Source organism: Maribacter orientalis, from assembly GCF_900109345.1.
GTDB classification, from domain to species: Bacteria; Bacteroidota; Bacteroidia; order Flavobacteriales; family Flavobacteriaceae; genus Maribacter; species Maribacter orientalis.
The window spans coordinates 373,089-392,792 of sequence record NZ_FNZN01000002.1 but is presented as its reverse complement, the minus strand read 5'-3'; the positions used below and the strand labels follow the sequence as shown (position 1 = coordinate 392,792).

Genomic DNA, 19,704 nt, shown 5'->3' with positions numbered 1-19,704 from the left:
GGGTTATGGAGCGTAATATTCCTGTATTTGGTAGTAGATTGAGAAACAATATTGTTACAGTTCCAGAGGTTATTTCGCAGTGTTCTGGAATACGGGTTTTTGGACAATCAATTAAATCGTTCCTGTTTAGTACCGATGTTGCAATAATTAGAAATACAAATGCCAATGCTATAATTGCCGTTTATCCTTTTACACCTCAGCCAGTTATTTCAAATGCATTGATTTTAGCTGCCGATAAACCTATTTTCTGCGGAGTAGGTGGTGGAATAACAACAGGAGCTAGGTCTTTAGAGTTAGCCATTCATGCAGAATTTCAAGGAGCTTTGGGGGTGGTATTAAACAAGCCAACCCCAAATAGCCTTATTTGTCTGTTAAAAGAGAAAATTGATATTCCGGTTACTATAACGGTAGTATCCGAAAAAGATGATATTAAAGGTAGACTGCACGCCGGAGTAGATATTTTTAATGTTTCTGGAGCAGGAAAAACAGCAGATATCATAAAGAAAATAAGAGATTTAGATGCAGATGTAGCCATTATTGCTACGGGTGGTAAAACCGATGAAACTATAATGATGGCCATTGAGGCTGGTGCCAATGCAATTTCTTATACGCCACCGAGTACAGGTGAGATTTTCAAAGAAATAATGGATAGATATAGATTAGAGGAATAAACGTTAATTCGATATTACAACTATGTTACCGCCAAAACTGGTTCTATATTCCAGCATGTCATAATAGCGGTTGCCATCCTCAGGTCTATTTAAGAGCTGACCGGTAAAAAGGCTATATTCATAATCTTCGCAAGAACAGGTTGCCACTTGACCATTTAGGGTCATAGTAGAACAATCGTTTGGAGCGTGATTAGGGCAACTTGCCTCAAAAGCTCTAAATTGATCAAAGCCGGCATTAATAACAAATACCCCTTTTGTGCCAGCTGTGGCACTTTGTATAAATACTGCACTACCCGTATTCGTTAGAGGGCTATAAGAAGGTAAATTTAAATTAGCTTCGAAACGAAAACTTATCTCCTGTAAATATGGATTTCTATTGGTGCCATCATTGCTGCAAGCAGTGATTATCAGTAACATTAGGATGCTTAAATAACGAATCATGCTATAATTTTGTTTTGAAAAACTTGGACAAATGTGCGTAAAAATTATGTATATTTGTGTTAAATCCTCTCTTAAAAAGCCAGACTAAATGGCAATTGCAGAGGATTTGTCTATTTATAAAACGAGGATGTTATGAGTAACGTATCATACTATACTGCCGAGGGTTTAAAAAAACTTAAAGCAGAACTAAATCACTTAAGAGATGTTGAGCGGCCTAAGGCTTCTCAGGCAATTGCCGAAGCGAGAGATAAAGGTGATCTTTCAGAAAATGCTGAATATGACGCTGCAAAAGAAGCGCAGGGTCTTCTTGAAATGAAGATTGCTAGATTAGAAAATACTGTAGCTAATGCTCGTTTAATTGATGAGTCACAATTAGATACATCTAAAGTATTGGTGCTCTCTAGCGTGAAGTTGAAAAATCAAAATAACGGCATGGAGATGACCTATAAATTGGTCGCAGAAAGCGAAGCGGATTTAAAAGCGGGTAAAATTTCTGTGAATTCGCCAATAGGTAAAGGTCTGCTAGGTAAAAAAGTAGGAGACACTGCTGAAATTACTGTGCCAAATGGTGCATTGAAATTCGAAATTCTTGAAATTACAAGAGGTTAGATTTTTAAAATAACTATATTTAATCCTACCCATTTAAAAAGGGTAGGATTTTTTATTTCCACAAAAATTTAAATTATGCCGACTATTTTTACCAAAATTATTACTGGAGAAATACCTTGTTATAAGGTTGCCGAAAATGAAAACTATTTGGCTTTTTTAGATATTAACCCGAATGCAAAAGGTCATACCCTTTGTATCCCAAAAAAGGAAGAAAACAAGTTATTTGACCTTGATGAGGATGCCTATTTAGGATTAATGTCTTTTTCGAGAAAAGTTGCAAAGGCTCTCGAAAAAACAGTCGATTGTAAACGTATTGGTATGAGTGTAATAGGTTTAGAAGTGCCTCATGTGCATGTTCATTTAATACCATTAAATGAAATGAAAGATGCCACTTTTCAACATAAGGTGAAATTAACAGATAAAGAGCTAACTAGCCTTGCAAAAGCAATACGTGCTAAAATTGAATAGCCCCAGAAATTAATAAATAAACAGCACCCGCAACTATTGCTATTAAAGCCAATAATAATGCGTAAAAAAGTAAGGTTGGTTTAGAGGATTTTTTTTCGGGAATAGTCGTTTTTTGATAATAGTTGAACATGCGTTCAATGTCTTCGGTCCAGCTAACAGGATAGATTGTGGAATGGCAAGTATTACATACCAGTTTGTTACTTAATACAGCAGTGGTTTTGTGAAAAAAACTGCCATAAGAATGTTTTTGATAGAAGGTTAGTTTTAAGTCTTGGTTAAAACACTCAGGACAGTTATTGTTTAATCCGGTTTCTTTAATAACTACTAGTTTTTCCTTAGCCATAATCAGTGGGACACTTTTAGAGAAATTTGCATAATAGTACCTTCTTTGCCAGATGATAGCACTTTTATTTTGCCATCATGATATTCTTCAACAATACGTTTAACCAAAGAAAGCCCTAGGCCCCAGCCCCTTTTTTTAGAAGTGAAACCAGGTGTAAAGATACTATTATAGTTGCTCTTAGAAATACCATGTCCCGTATCTGCAATTAAGATATTCACATATTTACCGTCGGGTACAATTTCTATAGCGATACTGCCCTTGCCGCGCATAGCATCGATTCCGTTTTTGACTAAATTTTCAATGGTCCAATTATACAAAGAGCTATTTAGTAAAACAGGTAATTGATTCACTTTTGAACTAAATGAAAAATGAATGAGCTTAGAACTTCTTCTTTTTAGATAGTCGAAGGCGTCTTGCGTTTCTTTAACAATATCACTTTCTACAAGTTTAGGCAACGATCCAATTTTTGAAAATCGTTCGGTAATTGTTTGCAACCTATCAATGTCTTTTTCAATCTCTTTAGTGATGCTTGGGTTTATTGATTCGGTCTTTAATAATTCGTTCCAACCTAAAAGCGAAGATAGTGGAGTTCCTATTTGATGAGCGGTTTCCTTGGCCATACCTGCCCATAATTTATTCTGCTCGGCTGCCTTATTGGTTTTGAACAGAAAGTAAATAACCGCTGCGAACAGAAAAATAATAAGTAATAAGGCAATAGGATAAAACTTCAATTTATTCAGTACCTCTGAATTGCCGTAGTATAGTGTTGCCAAGTGTTCCCCTTGTTGGTCTATGGAAATAGGAGTGTTCTCGTTCTTAAACTTTTTTAGCTGATTTTGTATGTAAATGGAATCTTTAGCTTTGTTCGGCGGAAAATTATTGACCCTAATGGTTTCATCCTTATTAATAAGGATCATTGGGGTAGAGGTGTTGTTTTGAAATACCTTTAAATGAAGGCTACCTAAGTCTACGGTCTCAGACGATTGTAAAAATTCGGATTGTGCGGTTGCCCAAATCTCCATTTTTAAACGTTCCTCTTCTTTAAATTGTTTAAAAAAACTATTGGTATTCCATAAGATAAGGCTCACAACAGCAAAGGAGCCTATCAATAGAAAAATGTTGGAAATCTTGTTTTTAGGGATAAAGTTCATCCAAAAGTTGTCTAATACTAAAGATAACCTAAAATGTAAATAATTGTTGTGTTGTTATCTGCACAGGTTGTTTTATTCCCGCTTCATTTTACCTATTTTTGAACTTTATTGTAAAAAGAGTTCAAGATGGAAATAGAAGGTAAAGTAAAATTGATCGGTGAAACCCAAACCTTTGGTTCTAATGGGTTTAGAAAAAGAGAATTGGTAGTAACTACAGATGAACAATATCCACAACATATTATGGTAGAGTTTGTTCAGGATAAGTGCGATTTATTAAATTCTTATAAGGTTGGGCAAGATGTAAAAGTCAGCATTAATCTAAGAGGCCGTGAATGGACCAACCCTCAAGGAGAGGTAAAATACTTTAACTCTATTCAAGGATGGCGAATAGAAGGTTCATCTCAAGCACAACCAGCAGGTATGCCACCGGTACCACCTATGGAAGCATTTGAGCCAGCAGATGATTTAAACGAAGAAGACCATGACGATTTACCATTTTAAAGGGCTAGATAATCATAGATAGACGTATTGTCTTTATAATTTAAAACTTGTTTGACTTTAATGGTTAAACAAGTTTTTTGTTTTTATGAACTTTTGTTTAATTTGAAAAAAATGGAAAAGTCTCAACACAGATTGTTTTTTTTAACCGATGAATTAGGGTTTCCACCAGTGGATACTGCAAATTCAGATGGTCTTTTAGCGGTTGGTGGTGACCTTTCTCCAGAGCGATTGTTATTAGCGTATCATCAGGGTATTTTCCCTTGGTTCAATGAAGATTCCATAATATTATGGTGGAGTCCTGATCCGAGAATGGTTCTTTATCCAAGGCAGATTAAAATATCTAAAAGCATGGGAAAAGTGCTTCGAGATAATCGATTCAGGTTAACCAAAAATACGTGTTTCAAAGAGGTGTTAGAATATTGTTCTTCAGTAGATAGACCTGGTCAAGATGGCACATGGATAACAGAGCAAATGAAAAAGGCATATCTACAATTGCATGAAAAAGGCATAGCTAAATCATATGAAGCCTGGGAAGGAGATAAGTTGGTGGGTGGGCTCTATGGAGTAGATTTAGGTCATGTATTTTGTGGAGAAAGTATGTTTAGTTTAACATCAAACGCTTCTAAATTCGTCTTCATAAAACTGGCACAAGAATTACAAGAACAGGGATATAAAATTATTGATTGCCAATTACACACAGATCATTTAGAAAGTTTAGGAGCACAAGAAATATCTCGAAAAGAATTTTTAAAACTTTTAAAGTGAGTTATCTGTTTTTCAACTAATAAAGAACATGGTCATAATTTGAAGGAAGCGCGCTTCTCATTTTTTTAAAATTACCATCTGCATCAAATTGAATTTCATAGTCTAAATTCCTTTTTTCTTTTTTTCCTACCACATCAATTTCATAAAGGATTGAAGGTAGAATTAAATTTTGAAAAGCATTTTTAAATATTTCTTCTATAGTATTATCATTTGAATAATATTGCTGTTGAAGATTTCTAATTCGATATTTAGAGAAATTATTGTTCAAATATTGTTCAATATTTGAATACGTGTCGTTCGGGATATCTGTGGAATTAATTAATATTTCAATTTTTTCTAAAGAGCCTTCCTTGTCGAATTCTATACTATACCACAGCTTATCTTTCTTAAGTTTGGCTCTAAAACTTACTTTTTTACTATCGGTTTCTTGATAGAATTTTAAACGTTTAGCACCTATAATATTATCGACTATAAGAGCATGAGCGGCTGAAGGAAATTGAGATTTTAAAATGCGAAATTCTCGTTCATAAGTAGATTGTGCAAAGCTCAAATGACCGCATGCAAAAACTGAAACCAAAATAAGATTAACATATATTTTTTTCAATTGTAGTAGGTTTAAATTGATGATTATACCTCGTGGTATCTAAAGCATTCTATCTCATGGTCATTAACTAATCCCGTGGCCTGCATAAACGCATATATAATTGTACTTCCAACAAATTTAAAACCACGCTTTTTCAAGTCTTTGCTTATTGCATCAGAAGTTGGGGTATTCGCAGGAGCTTCTTTGTAGTTGAGAACTTTGTTTTTCACCGATACACCTTTAACGAATTGCCATAAGTATTCACTAAACGTTCCAAATTCTTTTTGAACATCAATGTATGCTTGAGCATTACTTACGGTAGCACGAACTTTTAATTTATTTCTAATGATACCTTCGTTTTGTAATAGTTTTAAAATTTTAGGTTCTTGGTATTTGGCAATTTTTTGGTAATCGAAATTATCAAATGCTTTTCTGAAATTCTCACGTCGTTTTAAAATGGTAATCCAACTTAATCCTGCTTGAAATGTTTCTAAAACCAAAAATTCAAATAATAAATCATCATTTTTAACGGGAACTCCCCATTCTTCGTCATGATATGCTTCGTAAAGCGAATCACCTTTGCACCAACCACAGCGATGTTTTCCCATGATTTAAAAGTACTATATATTGCTGTGCTGTCAAATTAAAATAAATTAACAATATATAAATATAAGGGCATGCCTATGGTAATATTAAAGGGAAAAGTGATTGCGAGAGCCATTGGTAAATACAAACTAGGATTCGCTTTGGGAGCGGCCAATCTCATGGCGGCCGGCACCGCTATATAAGATGCGCTAGCGGCTAGTATAGCAAACAAAAATCGGTTACCGATACTTTCGGTAAATACAGAGCTTATTATAGCTACTACACTACCATTTATTAAAGGGATGATTATTGCGAATAAGAATGCAAACCAGCCTTTTTTAAGGAAATCAGCCAATTTTTTGCCGCTTGTAATTCCCATGTCCAATAAAAAAACAGCTAAGAATCCTTTAAAAATGTCTGTTGTAAATGGCTCAATGCCTCTTGCGTGTTGATCGCTTGCCAAGAACCCAATAACTAAGCTTCCTATGATTAATAGTACACTACCGTTAGTGAGAGAATGTTTAAAAACACTTGGTAATGAAATTTTATTTTCCTTATTTTTTTGAAAATATGACATGAGTAATACACCAATGATTATTGAGGGAGCTTCCATTAGTGCCATAACTGCAACCATATGTCCGCCAAATTCTATTTGCTCCATTTCTAAGAATGAAACGGCAGTTACAAATGTTACTGCGCTAACAGAGCCGTATGAAGCCGCTATTGCGCCAGAATTGGCAACACTAAATTTTGTTCTTAGTGCAAAATAAGTATAGATGGGTACAAAGAGGGCTAGAAAGACCCCGAATAATAGAGACCATAATATTTCTATATCCAAATGGCTGTGAGAAAGTTCTAATCCACCTTTAAACCCAATGGAGAACATCAAATACAGAGAAATGAATTTTGATGAATTTGGAGGTATTTCTAAGTCACTCTTTAATTGAACTGCTATTACACCTAGAAAGAAAAAGAGCAGCGCAGGGTTGGTCAGGTTATCTAACAATAAGTTTAAATCCATAAAATTGGTACTTATAAAGGAGAATAAAGAATTAGGTTGTTTTAATAACTCACTTAATTTTAAATATTAGAGACGCAAGTTTTATTCGTTAATTGAAATTTCTAAAACACCATTTATTTTAATAGTAACCCCTTTAGACTTCGCTTGTTTAAAAAACTGTTTTGCTGCCAATTTATCATTTTCTAATTCTGTAATTCTACTATCAGGAAATTTGGTGTTTGCTCCAGAAAAACCTTCACACATGGCTAAGCGTTGTAGTTTGTGAAAATTTATTTTTTCATTAATTAATGATTGAATTACATCATTGGCTTCTGAGACGGTAAATTCTCCATCAATAAGTTGAATCTTTTGTTTTGTTCTAATTTTTTGAACTGGATTTTTTACTGCTGATTTCATAAAATATTTTTTATTATTTTTAAATCTGATACAAATCTTATATTTTTAATTCATAAATTTTTATTTATATTAATTATGTTAAGCATAAAAATAATTAATGAATTATATTTTATCATCAATTAAATATATTTGAAAACCAAAGTATTACGAAAGCTTCTGAGGAGCTACATTTAATACAGCCAGCTATTTCAATACAGTTAAAGAACTCTCAAGACCAATTTTCCATTCCGCTTACCGAGGTGGTTGGTAGAAAACTTTATGTGACAGATTTCTGAAAAGAAATTGCGTTAGCTGCTGAAAAAATATTAAATGAGGTAGATGAGATAAACTATAAGACCCTTGTTTTTAAAGGTGAGTTGGTCGGTAAATTAAAATTCTCAAAAGTAACTACCACTAAATATGCAATGCCGTATATGTTATCTAATTTTATAGGTCAAAATAAAGGTGTCGACTTAATTATAGACGTTACCAATAAGGTTCAGGTAATTGAAAGTTTGGAGTTGAACAAAGTTGATTTTGCAATGGTCTCCGTGGTGCCTAAAAAATTAAATTTTGAACGTGTTGAGCTGATGCAGAATAAACTCTATTTAATTGCAGGTAAACGTGGTTTGAATAAAGCCAATCTTAGCGAAAAGAAGCTTTTTGAACAATTACCATTAATTTATAGAGAAATGGGATCTGCAACAAGAGTTGCAATGGAGCAATTTATAATTAAGAATAAGTTTGACGTTCGAAAAAAAAATAGAGCTTACTTCTTATGAAGCGGTAAAGCAGGCGGTTATTGCTGGTTTAGGATTTTCGATAATGCCTATTATGGGATTGAAAAATGAGCTCATGAACAATGACACTCAAATTATACCAGTTAAAGGACGGCCAATTATTACCAAATGGAATTTAATATGGTTGAAGTCTAAAAATTATCACCTACTGCTAAGGCTTTTTTTAGAATATTTAAGATCAGAAAAAGAACAAATGATAAATGATAATTGGATAGATGCTTACTGATCATTTCTATACTTTGGCCGTTTGATCACGTAACGTTTGGGTCTGTTCTGCATCCATATAAATAATTGGTACAGCATAAAGCATTGGCATATTTTCAGGATAATTGACTCTAAGAATTTGATTAATAGTACTAAATAATAAAGCTTTCGTCTTCCCTTCTACGATTGTTTGTTTTTCATAGCCTATTTCACCCGTATTTAAATTTTTGCCAAATACTTTTTTGGTTGAAATACTTGCACTATAAATTAGATCTTGGGCCAAAAGTAATTTTGCTATCTCCTTGGCTTGCTTTTTATTTTTCACAGTAATATATCCTAATATCATATCTTAAATATTTTGATACAATTTTAGTTGTATCCGTTAATGTTATTTCAGTGTTGATTAATTAGCAAAAAAAATCCTAACTGGTCTGTAATAAAAAGTGCCATTTAGGATTTTCATCAATTTTTATTGATTTATTACGTCAAGATTTTTGACCAGAGTTTAATTGCTTAAGCTCCTTATTGTTCAACGCGCTTTTTAAGTCGGCATTCACGTAAGAAAATATATTAAAAAATTTTTTACCATTTAAAGGAATCAGTCTAGCAACAGATTCGTCTGATATTGCTTCAATTTGTACACGCATTCCATTTAGGCCTTTGTAATTGGCAATGGAACCGCGTTTAATTATAAAATTGGGCTTTGGAAAATAGAGATATTGAAATGGAGTGTTTGAATCTTTACTTATAATTAATACATCGCCTGGTTTCAAATCACTGACCTCGTTTTGGCTAAAACTGCTATATGAGAACATTAAAAAAGCAAGCAGTACAATTGTATACTTCATAATACTTCATTTAAGGGTTAAACGTTGTTTTCATCATTTGAAACATATATTTCATTAATGTGTTTTTTATCAAATACAGAAATATAAGCATCAGATATTTTTCTGATTAGATCTAAAATAGCAAAAAATCTAAAATAAGAAAGCAATACTTTCGTTAAATAATGTTAAACTATTATTAGTTAATAGTAATGCTATTATATTTGTAATGGATTTAAATTTATTTAAACATGGATAGATTATTACAGGGTGTAACTATTAAAATCAACGACAAGCTATTTGTTAAAGATCCTGTTTCTTCTGAATTGGGTAAGAATATTGTGAGAGTCAGTATTTTGATGATTAATGAAATGGGTTGGGAAAATTTCACTTTCAAGAAGCTAGGCAATGAAATTGGTTCGAATGAAAGTTCTATCTACCGTTATTTTGAAAATAAACACAAACTACTGTTGTACTTAACCTCTTGGTATTGGGGTTGGATGGAATATTATTTGGTTTTTGCAACAAACAGTATCGCTCAGCCGAAAGAAAAATTACTGAAAGCTGTGCAGATTATTACCCGAGAAGTTAAAGAAGATTCAGCTTTCTCGCACATTAATGAAATTTTATTGAATAAAATTGTTATAAACGAATACTCGAAATCCTATTTGACCAAAGAGGTGGATGCTGAAAACAAAGAAGGGTATTTTGTTATTTATAAAAGAATGGTAGGTAGACTGCGTGATATGATAATAGAAGTAAATTCAGATTATAAATATCCTTCCAGTTTGGCAAGTACTATTTTAGAAGGTGCTCTACATCAGCATTTTTTAAAGGATCATTTCATCTCCATTACAGATTGTAATGATAAGGTGACACCAACGGAATATTTAACCGATCTTGTGTTTAATACTTTAAATCAGAATTTTAATGGCTAAAAATATATTAACATCATGGCAACGTTTCATAGGGTTACTGAAGCTTGATAAAAGAGACGTTTTTCAAGTTTTTTATTACGCCATTTTTGCGGGCGTTGTAAACCTGTCGCTTCCGTTAGGTATACAAGCAATTATAAATTTAATGCAAGGTGCTCAAATAAGTACTTCTTGGATTGTTCTTGTAATACTTGTAACGATAGGGGTTGCCTTTGTGGGGATACTTCAGTTAATGCAGATTAGGATTATCGAAAATGTTCAGCAAAAGATATTTACCAGATCTTCATTTGAATTTGCGTACAGGTTCCCTAAAATTAAGATGAGTGAACTTCATAACTATTATCCGCCAGAATTGGCAAATAGATTTTTTGATACGTTGACTATACAAAAATCATTATCAAAGGTTTTGATAGATTTTCCTGCTGCTTTATTGCAAATTGTATTCGGGTTATTGTTGCTGTCATTTTACCATCCTTTTTTCATCGTATACGGTATTCTCTTACTCTTATTGATATATGTGGTATTCAAGTTTACAGCGCAAAGAGGTTTAGATACGAGCTTAGATGAATCTAAAAGCAAATACAAAGTAGCGCATTGGATACAGGAGGTGGCACGATCAATAGTTAGTTTTAAGCTTTCCGGGAAAACATCTCATGCATTAGATAAAAATGATGCGTTGGTCGTTGAATACTTAAATGCCAGAGAAAGTCATTTTAATGTTTTAGTACTTCAGTTTATTCAAATGATCGGCTTTAAAGTCTTAGTTACTGGCGGACTTTTGTTGATAGGTGGGTTATTGGTTTTGAATCAAGAGATGAATATCGGGCAGTTTGTGGCGGCAGAAATTATCATTCTATTGGTCATAAATTCTGTAGAAAAATTAATTCTAGGTTTAGAGACTTTTTATGATTTATTGACATCATTAGAGAAAATGGGTCAAGTGGTCGATAAGGAATTAGAGCCACAAGAAGGAGAAAAACCATTCATTGAAAACCAACCTTTTACAATTGAGTTAAGTGATGTTTCTTATAGTGTTCCGCAACCGAAAAGACTAATTATTTCAAATCTTGATTTGACGATTACGCCAAATTGCACCATTTTATTAAGAGGAAAGAGTGGTTCTGGCAAAAACACCTTATTAAGAATCATTGCAGGAATTTTGGAGCCAGACAGTGGTGGAGTTTATGTGAATGGGGTTTCGTTAAAAGGGATGAATTTAAACTATTACCGTTCTCATTTAGGTCAGTCTTTGCCCGAAGAATCACCTTTTGAAGGCACAATTTTAGACAACATAACTTTTGGGGATAAGAACACCACAAATGAGCAGGTATATTGGGCGCTTGATAAAGTAGGGCTTACTGAGTTTGTTAAAAAACAACCAGATGGATTGAATACGGTTCTTTATCCTGAGGGGAAACAAATACCTTATACCATTTCTAAGAAAATTGTATTGGCAAGAAGTATTGTAAGAAAGCCTAAACTACTTATTTTAAAGGATCCATTAGATCAATTTAATACTGAAGAAGCTGACAGAATTTTAAATTTCTTAAGTGATTCATCTAACGGGTGGGCCCTTTTGGTTGTGAGTGAAAGTGATAAATGGATTAAAAAGTGTTCGAGAATCATTACGATGGATAAAGGAAGAATTGTAAACGAAATAAAGGGGAAAGATGCTTAATATATCTCATAAAAAACTGAATGAAAAAGTTTCTTTAGAGCGTTTTAAATCCGTTCAAAAAGTTGACCACAAAAGGCATTACAAACATTTTAATCGCTTTTTATTCGCTTTCGCAGTGGTAGGTGTCATTGTTCTGTTTCTACCTTGGACTCAAACTATCAATTCTAGAGGGTTCTTGACTACTTTAACTCCAGGGCAACGACCACAAACGATTCAATCTCAAATACCTGGCAGAATAGAGCAATGGTTCGTTAGAGAAGGCGATTATGTTAAAAAGGGTGATACTATTCTGTTTATATCAGAAATTAAGTCAGAGTATTTTGACCCTAATTTGGTAGAGCGTACCGGTGAACAATTGAAGTCAAAAAGTTCATCAGTAGTGTCTTATGGGGAAAAGGTGAAGTCATTAGATAATCAGGTTGCAGCACTTTTTAAGGAAAAAAGGTTAAAACTTGAGCAGGCCAAAAACAAATTATTACAATCAAAGTTGAAAGCTCAGAGTGATAGTATTGACTTTGAAGCGGCAAAAACGAATATTAAAATTGCAGAGCGCCAATATGAGCGAACCGCACAATTGGAAAGTGAAGGGCTTAAAGCGGTGACTGATGTAGAAGAGAAAAGGTTAAAGCTTCAAGAAACGCAGGCTAAATTACTATCGCAAGAAAATAAATTGCTAGCGGCCAAAAATGAGATTATTAATGCTGAAGTAGAAATTAATCGTGTTCAAGCATCTTACACAGATAAAATCTCAAAAGCCCAAAGCGATAAGTTTACGGCAATGTCAAATCAGTATGACTCAGAAGCACAAGTAAGTAAATTAGAAAATGACTATACCAATTACCAAATGCGTAATGAGCTACACTATATTAGAGCACCTCAAAATGGATATATCAATAAGGTAATTACCGCAGGTATTGGTGAAACTTTTAAAGAAGGCACGCCATTAGTAGGAATTATGCCAGCAGATTATGACATGGCAGTTGAGACTTTTGTGAGTCCGATTGATTTACCGCTAATACATTTGGGTGAAAAAGTAAGAATTCAATTCGATGGTTGGCCAGCAATCATATTTAGTGGTTGGCCAAATGTTTCTTATGGTACTTATGCAGGTGAGGTTGTGGCGATTGAAACGTTTATAAATCCGAATGGAAAGTATAGAGTTTTATTATCACCAGATCAAAAAGACCAGCCGTGGCCCAGTGCGCTGCGTGTAGGCTCTGGCGCCAATACCATTGCGTTATTGGAAGATGTGCCAATTTGGTACGAGTTATGGAGGCAGTTAAATGGCTTTCCCCCTAATTATTACCAACCAGAAGGTGCTCAAGGTAAACCTGTAAAGCAATAAAGATGCGAAAAACTATTTTTCTGTTTTGTTTTTCTGTTGGTTTATTAACCAGTGCTCAAAACACCGATTCTATTCAATTGAATTTTCGGGAGTATTTGGGGTATGTGAAAAAGTATCATCCTATAGCCAAACAAGCTGAGATGGTTTTGAGTGTAGGTCAAGCAAACCTTATGAGGGCAAGAGGTGGTTTTGACCCAAAAGTTGCAGTCGATTATTCCACCAAAGAATTTAAGGGAACAGAATATTACGATTTACTCAACACAACTTTTAAAATACCAACATGGTATGGTATTGAATTTAAAGGAAATTTTGAGCAATACTCGGGTGAATATGTAAATGCTGAGCGTAATGTGCCTGATGACGGGCTGTATAGTGCTGGTGTGTCACTTTCACTAGGTCGTGGTTCTTGGATGAATGAGCGAATGGCCACCGTAAAAAAAGCTAAATTTTTCAGGGAACAATCTAAGGCCGATAGGGATCTATTGGTAAATCAGATATTGTTCGATGCTTCTTTAGCCTACTTTAATTGGCTACAAGCGTATCGCAATAGTCAGGTTTTCAATGATTTTTTGAAAAATGCGAAAGTAAGGCTTAAGGGTGTTGGCCGTAGTGCTGCGGCAGGTGAAGTTGCTGCTATTGATACGGTAGAAGCGAAGATAGCGGTACAGAATAGAGCATTAGAAATGGAGCAGGCTAAAGTAACCTTGCAGAATGCTCGGTTAGATCTTTCCAACTATCTATGGATGGGCGACAATATTCCAATGGAATTGCAACCCTATGTGGTGCCAGACCTATCCTTAGATGCTGAAATTGATCAATCATTAGAGATTTTAGGTAAACCGTTAGATAGTTTTTCTCTTGAGAATCATCCTAAGTTAAAATCTTTAGGATATAAGATAGATGGCTTGGTTGTAGACAAACGATTAAAGACCAATAAATTGCTACCAAGAATAGACGTAGAGTATAATTTCATCACTGATTCTCCAGATGGTTTTGATTCGTTTGAATCCCAGAACTATAAGGGCGGACTGAATTTTGAACTGCCACTGTTTCTTCGAAAGGAACGAGGAGATTTAAAATTGGCGAAATTGAAATTGAGAGATGCAGAATTCGAGCTAGATAATGCTGAGGTTCAGATTCAGAATAAAATAATAGCCATTTATAATGAACTTGACTCTTTCGAAAATCAAAATATACTGATTGATGATATTGTTTCTAGTTATGCTGCTTTATTGGCTGCTGAGGAGAGAAAATTTAGCTTCGGGGAAAGTTCGCTTTTTTTAATTAATTCTAGGGAAAGTAAACTAATAGATGCCGTTTTAAAGCAGAACCAAGTAGAGAACAAATATTTTACCGCTAAGGCGAAGCTGTTCAATAGTTTGGCCGTCAATCCAGAAAATTTATAAATAGTACAAGGAAATAATGTATGCGACCACATAAGGTAATTGAGCAAGTAGACTATAGGTTACTCGCTAAGGATACTTTTTTTATTGTAACAGGTATTTTTGCCGCTGCTTTTGGTTTAGAAAGTTTTTTATTTCCTAATAGCTTTATTGATGGTGGTGCTACTGGTATTTCTCTGTTGATAGCCGAAACTGCAGATATACCTTTGTACATATTAATAATCTTAGTGAATATTCCTTTTGTGTTTTTAGGGTATAGGGTGATAGGAAAAATATTTGCTTTGAAAACTGGTTTGGCGATTTTAGGTCTCGCCTTGGTTCTGGCATTTGTGAAATTTCCTGAGGTAACCCAAGACAAACTTTTGGTTTCTGTATTTGGTGGTTTCTTTCTTGGTGCAGGAATAGGATTGTCGGTTAGAGGAGGTAGTGTGCTTGATGGAACTGAAGTTTTGGCAATTTATCTAAGTCGTAAATTGGGGACTACCATTGGCGATATCATAATATTAGTGAATATTTTAGTTTTTTCAGCAGCGGCATATATGTTGTCTTTAGAAACAGCTTTGTATTCTATGCTGACTTATTTATCTGCATCCAAAACCTTAGATTTTGTTATTGAAGGTATTGAAGAATATACAGGGGTAACCATCATATCAGACTCTAGCGAAGAAATAAGGCGTATGATTATCGACAAACTAGGTCGTGGATTAACCATATATAAAGCTAAAGGCGGGTATGGTAAACAGGGTTCACATAGAGAATATGATGTGATATATACAGTGATAACTCGTCTAGAAATTCGTCGTCTTAATATTGAAATCAATAAAATAGACCCAAAGGCTTTCGTAGTAATGGGTAAAATTAACGATACGCGTGGTGGCATGATTAAGAAACGCACTTTGTAAGTAATCTAATTTTAGCACTACTAATGGCATCGTTTAGTATGAATAACCAGTAATAGTAATATTGATGGATAAAGTGATTGAGCAAAGTTTAGAAAATAGTTATACCTATCTAGAATATAGAAAATTGGTCTCTGATTTGTCAGAAAAGGGAGAATCAACAGGCCCAGTACAAACAGAAGTGTTAGCACAGTATACCCAGTTAAATAATAGCCGTATGCGAAGGTGGGACAAAACCTTAAAGTTTAGCGAAGAGGCCGTTGCTAAAATAAAATCGATAAAACAAAATATTGATTGGGTGGTGCTAACTGAAAGTTGGTGTGGCGATGCAGCTCCGGCATTACCGGTTATGCATAAAATAACAGAATTAAATCCTAATATCTCATTGTCTCTAATTCTTCGTGATGAGAATTTAGAAGTTATGAATCAATTTCTTACAAACGGGTCTATGTCTATACCTAAACTTATTGCAATTAATGAAGAAGAATCTGTAGTTGCAACATGGGGTCCTAGATCTATTAATGCCACACAAATGGTTGAGTCATTTAAAGATAAGCATGGTGCATTAACTCCAGAATTTAAGCAAGACTTACAGGTGTTTTATAATAAAGATAAAGGGCAAAGTGTGTTGCAAGATATATTGCGCTTACTTCCCTTGAAATAGGTAAGTAATAGTGCCTTTTTGAGATTCTTTCTCGGAAGAATTGAATCTTGCTTTAAGTGCATAGGCAATGGCGTTTTCAACAAGACATCCATTAGAAGTGCCAGAGCTTTTTTCATTGAAATCAGCTTCTGTAACATATCCTAAAGCATTCACTTCAATATTAATGACGACTTTTCCGCCTTCAATACAAGTGTAAATCGGAGGTGGTAATTTGTAATTATTTCTATCTACCAAAGAATAGGATACTGAAGTTCTTCTAGCAGCAAGATTGTTAGTGAACTCTTTCTTTTGAGCTTCTTTTTCTCCTAAAAGTTGTTTCTTTTCTTCTCTCTTTTTTGCCAATGCTTTGACTCTTTCAGCATACCCAGTGTCAGAAATCGCATTTTCCGATGGATCTGCATCGCTCATTTCACTGCGTTCCTCCATCAACTCTTCTAAAGTTTGTAAAGGTTCAGGATTACCATAACTAGGTTTTGCAGTTTCGTTGAATGCTAAATGACTTTTAATAGGGTCAGCGTTTGCTTGGTCTTCTTTGGCGTTTTCTTCCTCTAAAATTTCTTCCAAAATTTCAGTATCCATTACCATTTCAACCACATAATCATCTTCGGTCACTTCTTCGCCGCCCAACTGAATACCATAAAGTATCAACACCACTATAGACATGCTAAAGAAGGTGATTAATAATGATAATTGTTGTCGATTCAGATTCATGGTTATATAACCTTAATAATACTAAAATATTTTAGGGAATCGATATAACGTAAACTTTTATTTGTTTACTCGTTTACTTGAGGCCCTAATAAAGTATCTGCAAAGACCAAAGGGTCTTCAGCTATATCTACGTTAAAATCACCTATTTTGGTTCTTCTTAGCGATGTTAAATGTGCTCCAGAATTAAGGGCTTCCCCAAAATCATTGGCAATAGAACGTATATACGTACCCTTGCTACAAGCAATTCTAAAGTGAACATTTAAGTTGTCGATTTCAGTAATTTCAAAAGTACTTACTGAAACTTTTCTTTTCGGGATATCGACAGCCTTACCTTCGCGTGCGAATTCATATAATCGCTTTCCATCTTTTTTTATGGCTGAAAACACAGGAGGTGCTTGTTCTATTTCACCAATAAATTGAGCAGTGGTTGTTTGAATTAAATCTGGAGTGATGTGATCAGTTGAAAATGTTTCGTTGATTTCTGTTTCTAGGTCGTACGAGGGCGTGGTAGCGCCTAAAGTAAATACACCTGTGTATTCTTTCTCTTGACCTTGATATTCTGTAATTTTCTTTGTGAATTTACCTGTACAAATCACTAACAAACCAGTTGCTAATGGATCTAGAGTTCCTGCATGGCCAATTTTAAATTTCTTTAAACTGAACTTCTTTCTAATCGCCCATTTTAATTTATTGACTGCTTGAAATGATGACCATCCCAAGGGTTTGTCGATCAATAATAACTGACCATTTAAAAAATCTTCTTTGGTCACTTAAATAACAGTTAGGGGTTGTATAAAAAAGTGTATTACAAGAATAATAAAACCAATAATAATTCTGTAATAACCGAACATCTTAAATCCATGTTTGCTTAGGTAGCCTATAAAGGTCTTGATAGCTAATAGTGCTACTAAAAATCCAACAACATTACCTATGATAAGTAAGTTTACTTGGTCATCAGTTAACGTGAAACCATCTGTATAGTAATCGTAGCTCTTTTTTATAGTTGCACCCAACATGGTAGGTACCGCTAAGAAAAACGAAAATTCCGCTGCCGCTGTTCTGGATAGTTTTTGCGACATACCGCCAACAATACTTGCACCACTTCTAGAGACACCAGGAATCATGGCTAAACATTGAAAAAATCCAATTTTTAATGCTGTACTGTAAGAAACTAATTTCACCTCATCTTCTTCACCATAAGTAAACCAATCGTCAACTTTTAAAAGAATAAAACCACCAATTACGAGAGACACCGCTACGGTAATAGGATTCTCAAGTAGGGAGTCAATAAAATCACTTAGCAATAATCCCAAAATTACTGCAGGAATAAAGGCTACCAATAATTTTAAGTAAAAATCGATGCTTTGAAAAAAGCGTTTGAAATAAAGGACTACTACAGATAATATAGTACCCAATTGAATAACGATTGTGAAAAGTTTGGTGAAATCTTCCTGTGCAATTCCGAAAAACGAGGAAGTGATGATCATGTGGCCAGTTGATGACACCGGTAAATATTCAGTAATGCCCTCAATTATGGCAAGCACTATTGCTTCAAGTATATTCAAATGAACTTATTTTTTTGAGTGTGGGTTTAATAAAATGGCATAGATTTCAATTCCTAGCCCTATTAGTACCAAGGTAGGTGCTAATCGAATTCTTCTAAAGTTGTAAATTTCGGGGTTAAAAACATTAGGATCGTCACTACCACCCCCGCTCATTAATATAAAACCTAAGGCGATAAAGGCAAGTCCTATGAACATGAACGTATAATTCTTCTTCTGAAAAATAAACTCTTGCTTGGTTTGCTGTTCTGCTTTATTGTTTTTACTCATGGCGCAAATTTAATAATATAATTCGTCGGTTCTAAGATTTAGAAAGCGTTGGGTAGCAAAATAGGTGCTAATGAACGAAATAAGTATGCCCAATAGAAAAACGCTTACAAATAAGATTACAAGAATATAAGGCTCATCAAACAGCCCTAAATCTTGAAAATTAGTATTTACGTAATAAACCACACCACTAATGGCTAATAATGCTATTGCTGCCCCGATCATTCCCAATTTTATATTTTGCAATATAAATGGTTTTCTAATAAAGGTTTTGGTCGCTCCTACCATTTGCATGGTTTTAATAATAAATCGTTTGGAGTATATTGAAAGTCGAATAGAGCTGTTAATCAATAAAACGGCAATAAAAGTGAATATGGCACTGGCAACTAAAATCCAAAAGCCAATGGTTTCCACACTTTTAGCAACCATGCTCACTAACACTTTATCATAACTTACCTCATCAACGAATCCTTTTTCTGAAAGTGTAGCCGCAATTTCTTCTACCTTTTCCGCGGTAACGAAATCTGCATTCAATTTTACGTCAATAGAGTTTTTAAGCGGATTATATCCTAAATAATCTACAAAATCTTCTCCTATTTCTTCGCTATGTTGCTTGGCTGCTTCTTCTTTAGAAACATAAATAGATGATTTGGTATATTCAGACATAGCGAGTGTCTTTTGTAATTGTTCTATTTCGATTTCTTTGGTGTTATCCTTTAAAAAGACAGAAATAGTAATCTGTTCTTTGGATCGATCAGCCATTTTTTTGGTATTCAACACCAATAGACCTAAAATTCCTAATAGGAATAAAACCAAGGCAATACTCAATACCACTGAAAAATAGGATGAGATGAGTTTGCGTCGCTGATAATTTTCAAAAGAGTTAGCCATATAGCACT

28 protein-coding genes are annotated in these 19,704 nt (G+C 34.3%); 14 read left to right on the top strand and 14 right to left on the bottom strand.

Annotation, left to right across the window (positions count from 1 at the left end):
* Positions 1 to 5 precede the first annotated feature (5 nt).
* The gene (locus BMY56_RS05340; RefSeq protein ID WP_091620911.1) at positions 6 to 671 is read left to right on the top strand and encodes a hydrolase; all 666 of its coding nucleotides are present in this window, start codon (positions 6 to 8) and stop codon (positions 669 to 671) included.
* 3 nt (positions 672 to 674) lie between these two features.
* Here BMY56_RS05340 and BMY56_RS05335 read toward each other — a convergent pair whose 3' ends face one another.
* Positions 675 to 1,112, bottom strand: coding sequence for a Rieske (2Fe-2S) protein (locus BMY56_RS05335; protein ID WP_177170921.1), 438 nt, complete (start codon positions 1,110 to 1,112; stop codon positions 675 to 677).
* A 132-nt stretch (positions 1,113 to 1,244) separates the two neighbouring features.
* On the opposite strand from BMY56_RS05335, the gene greA reads away from it, so the two are divergent.
* Positions 1,245 to 1,721, top strand: coding sequence for a transcription elongation factor GreA (greA, locus tag BMY56_RS05330; protein ID WP_091620908.1), 477 nt, complete (start codon positions 1,245 to 1,247; stop codon positions 1,719 to 1,721).
* Between the two features lie 75 nt (positions 1,722 to 1,796).
* Positions 1,797 to 2,189, top strand: coding sequence for an HIT family protein (locus tag BMY56_RS05325; protein ID WP_091620905.1), 393 nt, complete (start codon positions 1,797 to 1,799; stop codon positions 2,187 to 2,189).
* On the opposite strand, the gene BMY56_RS05320 is transcribed toward BMY56_RS05325, so the two are convergent.
* Positions 2,176 to 2,532: a hypothetical protein gene (locus BMY56_RS05320; RefSeq protein WP_091620901.1), complete on the bottom strand. Its 357-nt coding sequence runs from the start codon at positions 2,530 to 2,532 to the stop codon at positions 2,176 to 2,178. The genes BMY56_RS05325 and BMY56_RS05320 overlap by 14 nt on opposite strands.
* A 2-nt stretch (positions 2,533 to 2,534) precedes the next feature.
* Positions 2,535 to 3,683 carry a sensor histidine kinase gene (locus BMY56_RS05315; RefSeq protein WP_091620898.1) on the bottom strand — a complete coding sequence of 383 codons (1,149 nt, stop codon included), beginning with the start codon at positions 3,681 to 3,683 and terminating at the stop codon, positions 2,535 to 2,537.
* Between the two features lie 126 nt (positions 3,684 to 3,809).
* Between BMY56_RS05315 and BMY56_RS05310 the strand changes: the two genes are divergently transcribed.
* Both BMY56_RS05310 and aat read left to right on the top strand, forming a co-directional pair.
* Positions 3,810 to 4,184 (top strand): DUF3127 domain-containing protein, encoded by a 375-nt coding sequence (locus tag BMY56_RS05310; RefSeq protein WP_079511227.1) that lies wholly within the window; start codon positions 3,810 to 3,812, stop codon positions 4,182 to 4,184.
* Positions 4,185 to 4,295: 111 nt separating this feature from the next.
* A complete protein-coding gene (aat, locus tag BMY56_RS05305; protein WP_091621830.1) occupies positions 4,296 to 4,949 on the top strand; it encodes a leucyl/phenylalanyl-tRNA--protein transferase in 654 nt (217 codons plus the stop codon).
* 16 nt (positions 4,950 to 4,965) lie between these two features.
* On the opposite strand, the gene BMY56_RS05300 is transcribed toward aat, so the two are convergent.
* The 4 genes from BMY56_RS05300 to BMY56_RS05285 all read right to left on the bottom strand — a co-directional run bounded on the left by BMY56_RS05300 (position 4,966) and on the right by BMY56_RS05285 (position 7,534).
* A complete protein-coding gene (locus tag BMY56_RS05300; RefSeq protein ID WP_245737143.1) occupies positions 4,966 to 5,553 on the bottom strand; it encodes a hypothetical protein in 588 nt (195 codons plus the stop codon).
* A 23-nt stretch (positions 5,554 to 5,576) separates the two neighbouring features.
* Complete coding sequence (locus BMY56_RS05295) at positions 5,577 to 6,140, bottom strand: DNA-3-methyladenine glycosylase I (RefSeq protein ID WP_091620895.1); 564 nt, start codon at positions 6,138 to 6,140, stop codon at positions 5,577 to 5,579.
* 35 nt (positions 6,141 to 6,175) lie between these two features.
* Positions 6,176 to 7,138, bottom strand: coding sequence for a sodium-dependent bicarbonate transport family permease (locus BMY56_RS05290; protein WP_091620893.1), 963 nt, complete (start codon positions 7,136 to 7,138; stop codon positions 6,176 to 6,178).
* Between the two features lie 81 nt (positions 7,139 to 7,219).
* On the bottom strand, positions 7,220 to 7,534 hold the full coding sequence (locus tag BMY56_RS05285; RefSeq protein ID WP_091620890.1) for a hypothetical protein: 315 nt from the start codon (positions 7,532 to 7,534) through the stop codon (positions 7,220 to 7,222).
* 101 nt (positions 7,535 to 7,635) lie between these two features.
* Here BMY56_RS05285 and BMY56_RS19030 point away from each other — a divergent pair, with 101 nt between their 5' ends.
* The 3 genes from BMY56_RS19030 (at position 7,636) to BMY56_RS19020 (ending at position 8,539) form a co-directional block, all read left to right on the top strand.
* Entirely contained in the window at positions 7,636 to 7,809 is a 174-nt protein-coding gene (locus BMY56_RS19030; protein ID WP_317040598.1) for a helix-turn-helix domain-containing protein, read from the top strand.
* Between the two features lie 81 nt (positions 7,810 to 7,890).
* On the top strand, positions 7,891 to 8,295 hold the full coding sequence (locus BMY56_RS19025; protein ID WP_317040593.1) for a LysR substrate-binding domain-containing protein: 405 nt from the start codon (positions 7,891 to 7,893) through the stop codon (positions 8,293 to 8,295).
* Positions 8,258 to 8,539: a LysR substrate-binding domain-containing protein gene (locus BMY56_RS19020; RefSeq protein WP_317040592.1), complete on the top strand. Its 282-nt coding sequence runs from the start codon at positions 8,258 to 8,260 to the stop codon at positions 8,537 to 8,539. Before BMY56_RS19025 ends, BMY56_RS19020 begins: the two co-directional genes overlap by 38 nt.
* 6 nt (positions 8,540 to 8,545) lie before the next feature.
* Here the strand turns inward: BMY56_RS19020 and cutA are convergent, their stop codons facing one another.
* Positions 8,546 to 8,863: a divalent cation tolerance protein CutA gene (gene cutA, locus BMY56_RS05275; RefSeq protein ID WP_091620888.1), complete on the bottom strand. Its 318-nt coding sequence runs from the start codon at positions 8,861 to 8,863 to the stop codon at positions 8,546 to 8,548.
* Between the two features lie 139 nt (positions 8,864 to 9,002).
* On the bottom strand, positions 9,003 to 9,365 hold the full coding sequence (locus BMY56_RS05270) for a hypothetical protein (protein ID WP_091620885.1): 363 nt from the start codon (positions 9,363 to 9,365) through the stop codon (positions 9,003 to 9,005).
* Positions 9,366 to 9,592: 227 nt separating this feature from the next.
* Between BMY56_RS05270 and BMY56_RS05265 the strand changes: the two genes are divergently transcribed.
* The 6 genes from BMY56_RS05265 to BMY56_RS05240 all read left to right on the top strand — a co-directional run bounded on the left by BMY56_RS05265 (position 9,593) and on the right by BMY56_RS05240 (position 16,265).
* Positions 9,593 to 10,279 (top strand): TetR/AcrR family transcriptional regulator, encoded by a 687-nt coding sequence (locus BMY56_RS05265; RefSeq protein WP_091620883.1) that lies wholly within the window; start codon positions 9,593 to 9,595, stop codon positions 10,277 to 10,279.
* The gene (locus BMY56_RS05260; RefSeq protein WP_091620880.1) at positions 10,272 to 11,954 is read left to right on the top strand and encodes a peptidase domain-containing ABC transporter; all 1,683 of its coding nucleotides are present in this window, start codon (positions 10,272 to 10,274) and stop codon (positions 11,952 to 11,954) included. Before BMY56_RS05265 ends, BMY56_RS05260 begins: the two co-directional genes overlap by 8 nt.
* Complete coding sequence (locus BMY56_RS05255) at positions 11,947 to 13,299, top strand: HlyD family secretion protein (protein WP_091620877.1); 1,353 nt, start codon at positions 11,947 to 11,949, stop codon at positions 13,297 to 13,299. Before BMY56_RS05260 ends, BMY56_RS05255 begins: the two co-directional genes overlap by 8 nt.
* A 2-nt stretch (positions 13,300 to 13,301) precedes the next feature.
* On the top strand, positions 13,302 to 14,705 hold the full coding sequence (locus BMY56_RS05250) for a TolC family protein (protein WP_091620874.1): 1,404 nt from the start codon (positions 13,302 to 13,304) through the stop codon (positions 14,703 to 14,705).
* Between the two features lie 20 nt (positions 14,706 to 14,725).
* Entirely contained in the window at positions 14,726 to 15,604 is an 879-nt protein-coding gene (locus BMY56_RS05245; RefSeq protein WP_091620871.1) for a YitT family protein, read from the top strand.
* A 64-nt stretch (positions 15,605 to 15,668) separates the two neighbouring features.
* The gene (locus BMY56_RS05240) at positions 15,669 to 16,265 is read left to right on the top strand and encodes a thioredoxin family protein (RefSeq protein ID WP_091620869.1); all 597 of its coding nucleotides are present in this window, start codon (positions 15,669 to 15,671) and stop codon (positions 16,263 to 16,265) included.
* Here the strand turns inward: BMY56_RS05240 and BMY56_RS05235 are convergent.
* From BMY56_RS05235 to BMY56_RS05215, 5 genes are all read right to left on the bottom strand, one after another.
* Positions 16,248 to 16,976: a hypothetical protein gene (locus BMY56_RS05235; protein WP_091620866.1), complete on the bottom strand. Its 729-nt coding sequence runs from the start codon at positions 16,974 to 16,976 to the stop codon at positions 16,248 to 16,250. The genes BMY56_RS05240 and BMY56_RS05235 overlap by 18 nt on opposite strands.
* A gap of 65 nt (positions 16,977 to 17,041) precedes the next feature.
* Positions 17,042 to 17,746 carry a tRNA pseudouridine(55) synthase TruB gene (gene truB, locus BMY56_RS05230; RefSeq protein WP_091620863.1) on the bottom strand — a complete coding sequence of 235 codons (705 nt, stop codon included), beginning with the start codon at positions 17,744 to 17,746 and terminating at the stop codon, positions 17,042 to 17,044.
* Positions 17,747 to 18,541 (bottom strand): undecaprenyl-diphosphate phosphatase, encoded by a 795-nt coding sequence (locus tag BMY56_RS05225; RefSeq protein WP_091620860.1) that lies wholly within the window; start codon positions 18,539 to 18,541, stop codon positions 17,747 to 17,749. It lies immediately after the preceding gene.
* Positions 18,542 to 18,547: 6 nt separating this feature from the next.
* Positions 18,548 to 18,808: a DUF3098 domain-containing protein gene (locus tag BMY56_RS05220; RefSeq protein ID WP_091620857.1), complete on the bottom strand. Its 261-nt coding sequence runs from the start codon at positions 18,806 to 18,808 to the stop codon at positions 18,548 to 18,550.
* Positions 18,809 to 18,817: 9 nt separating this feature from the next.
* Entirely contained in the window at positions 18,818 to 19,696 is an 879-nt protein-coding gene (locus BMY56_RS05215) for a cell division protein FtsX (RefSeq protein WP_091620855.1), read from the bottom strand.
* Positions 19,697 to 19,704: the final 8 nt, after the last annotated feature.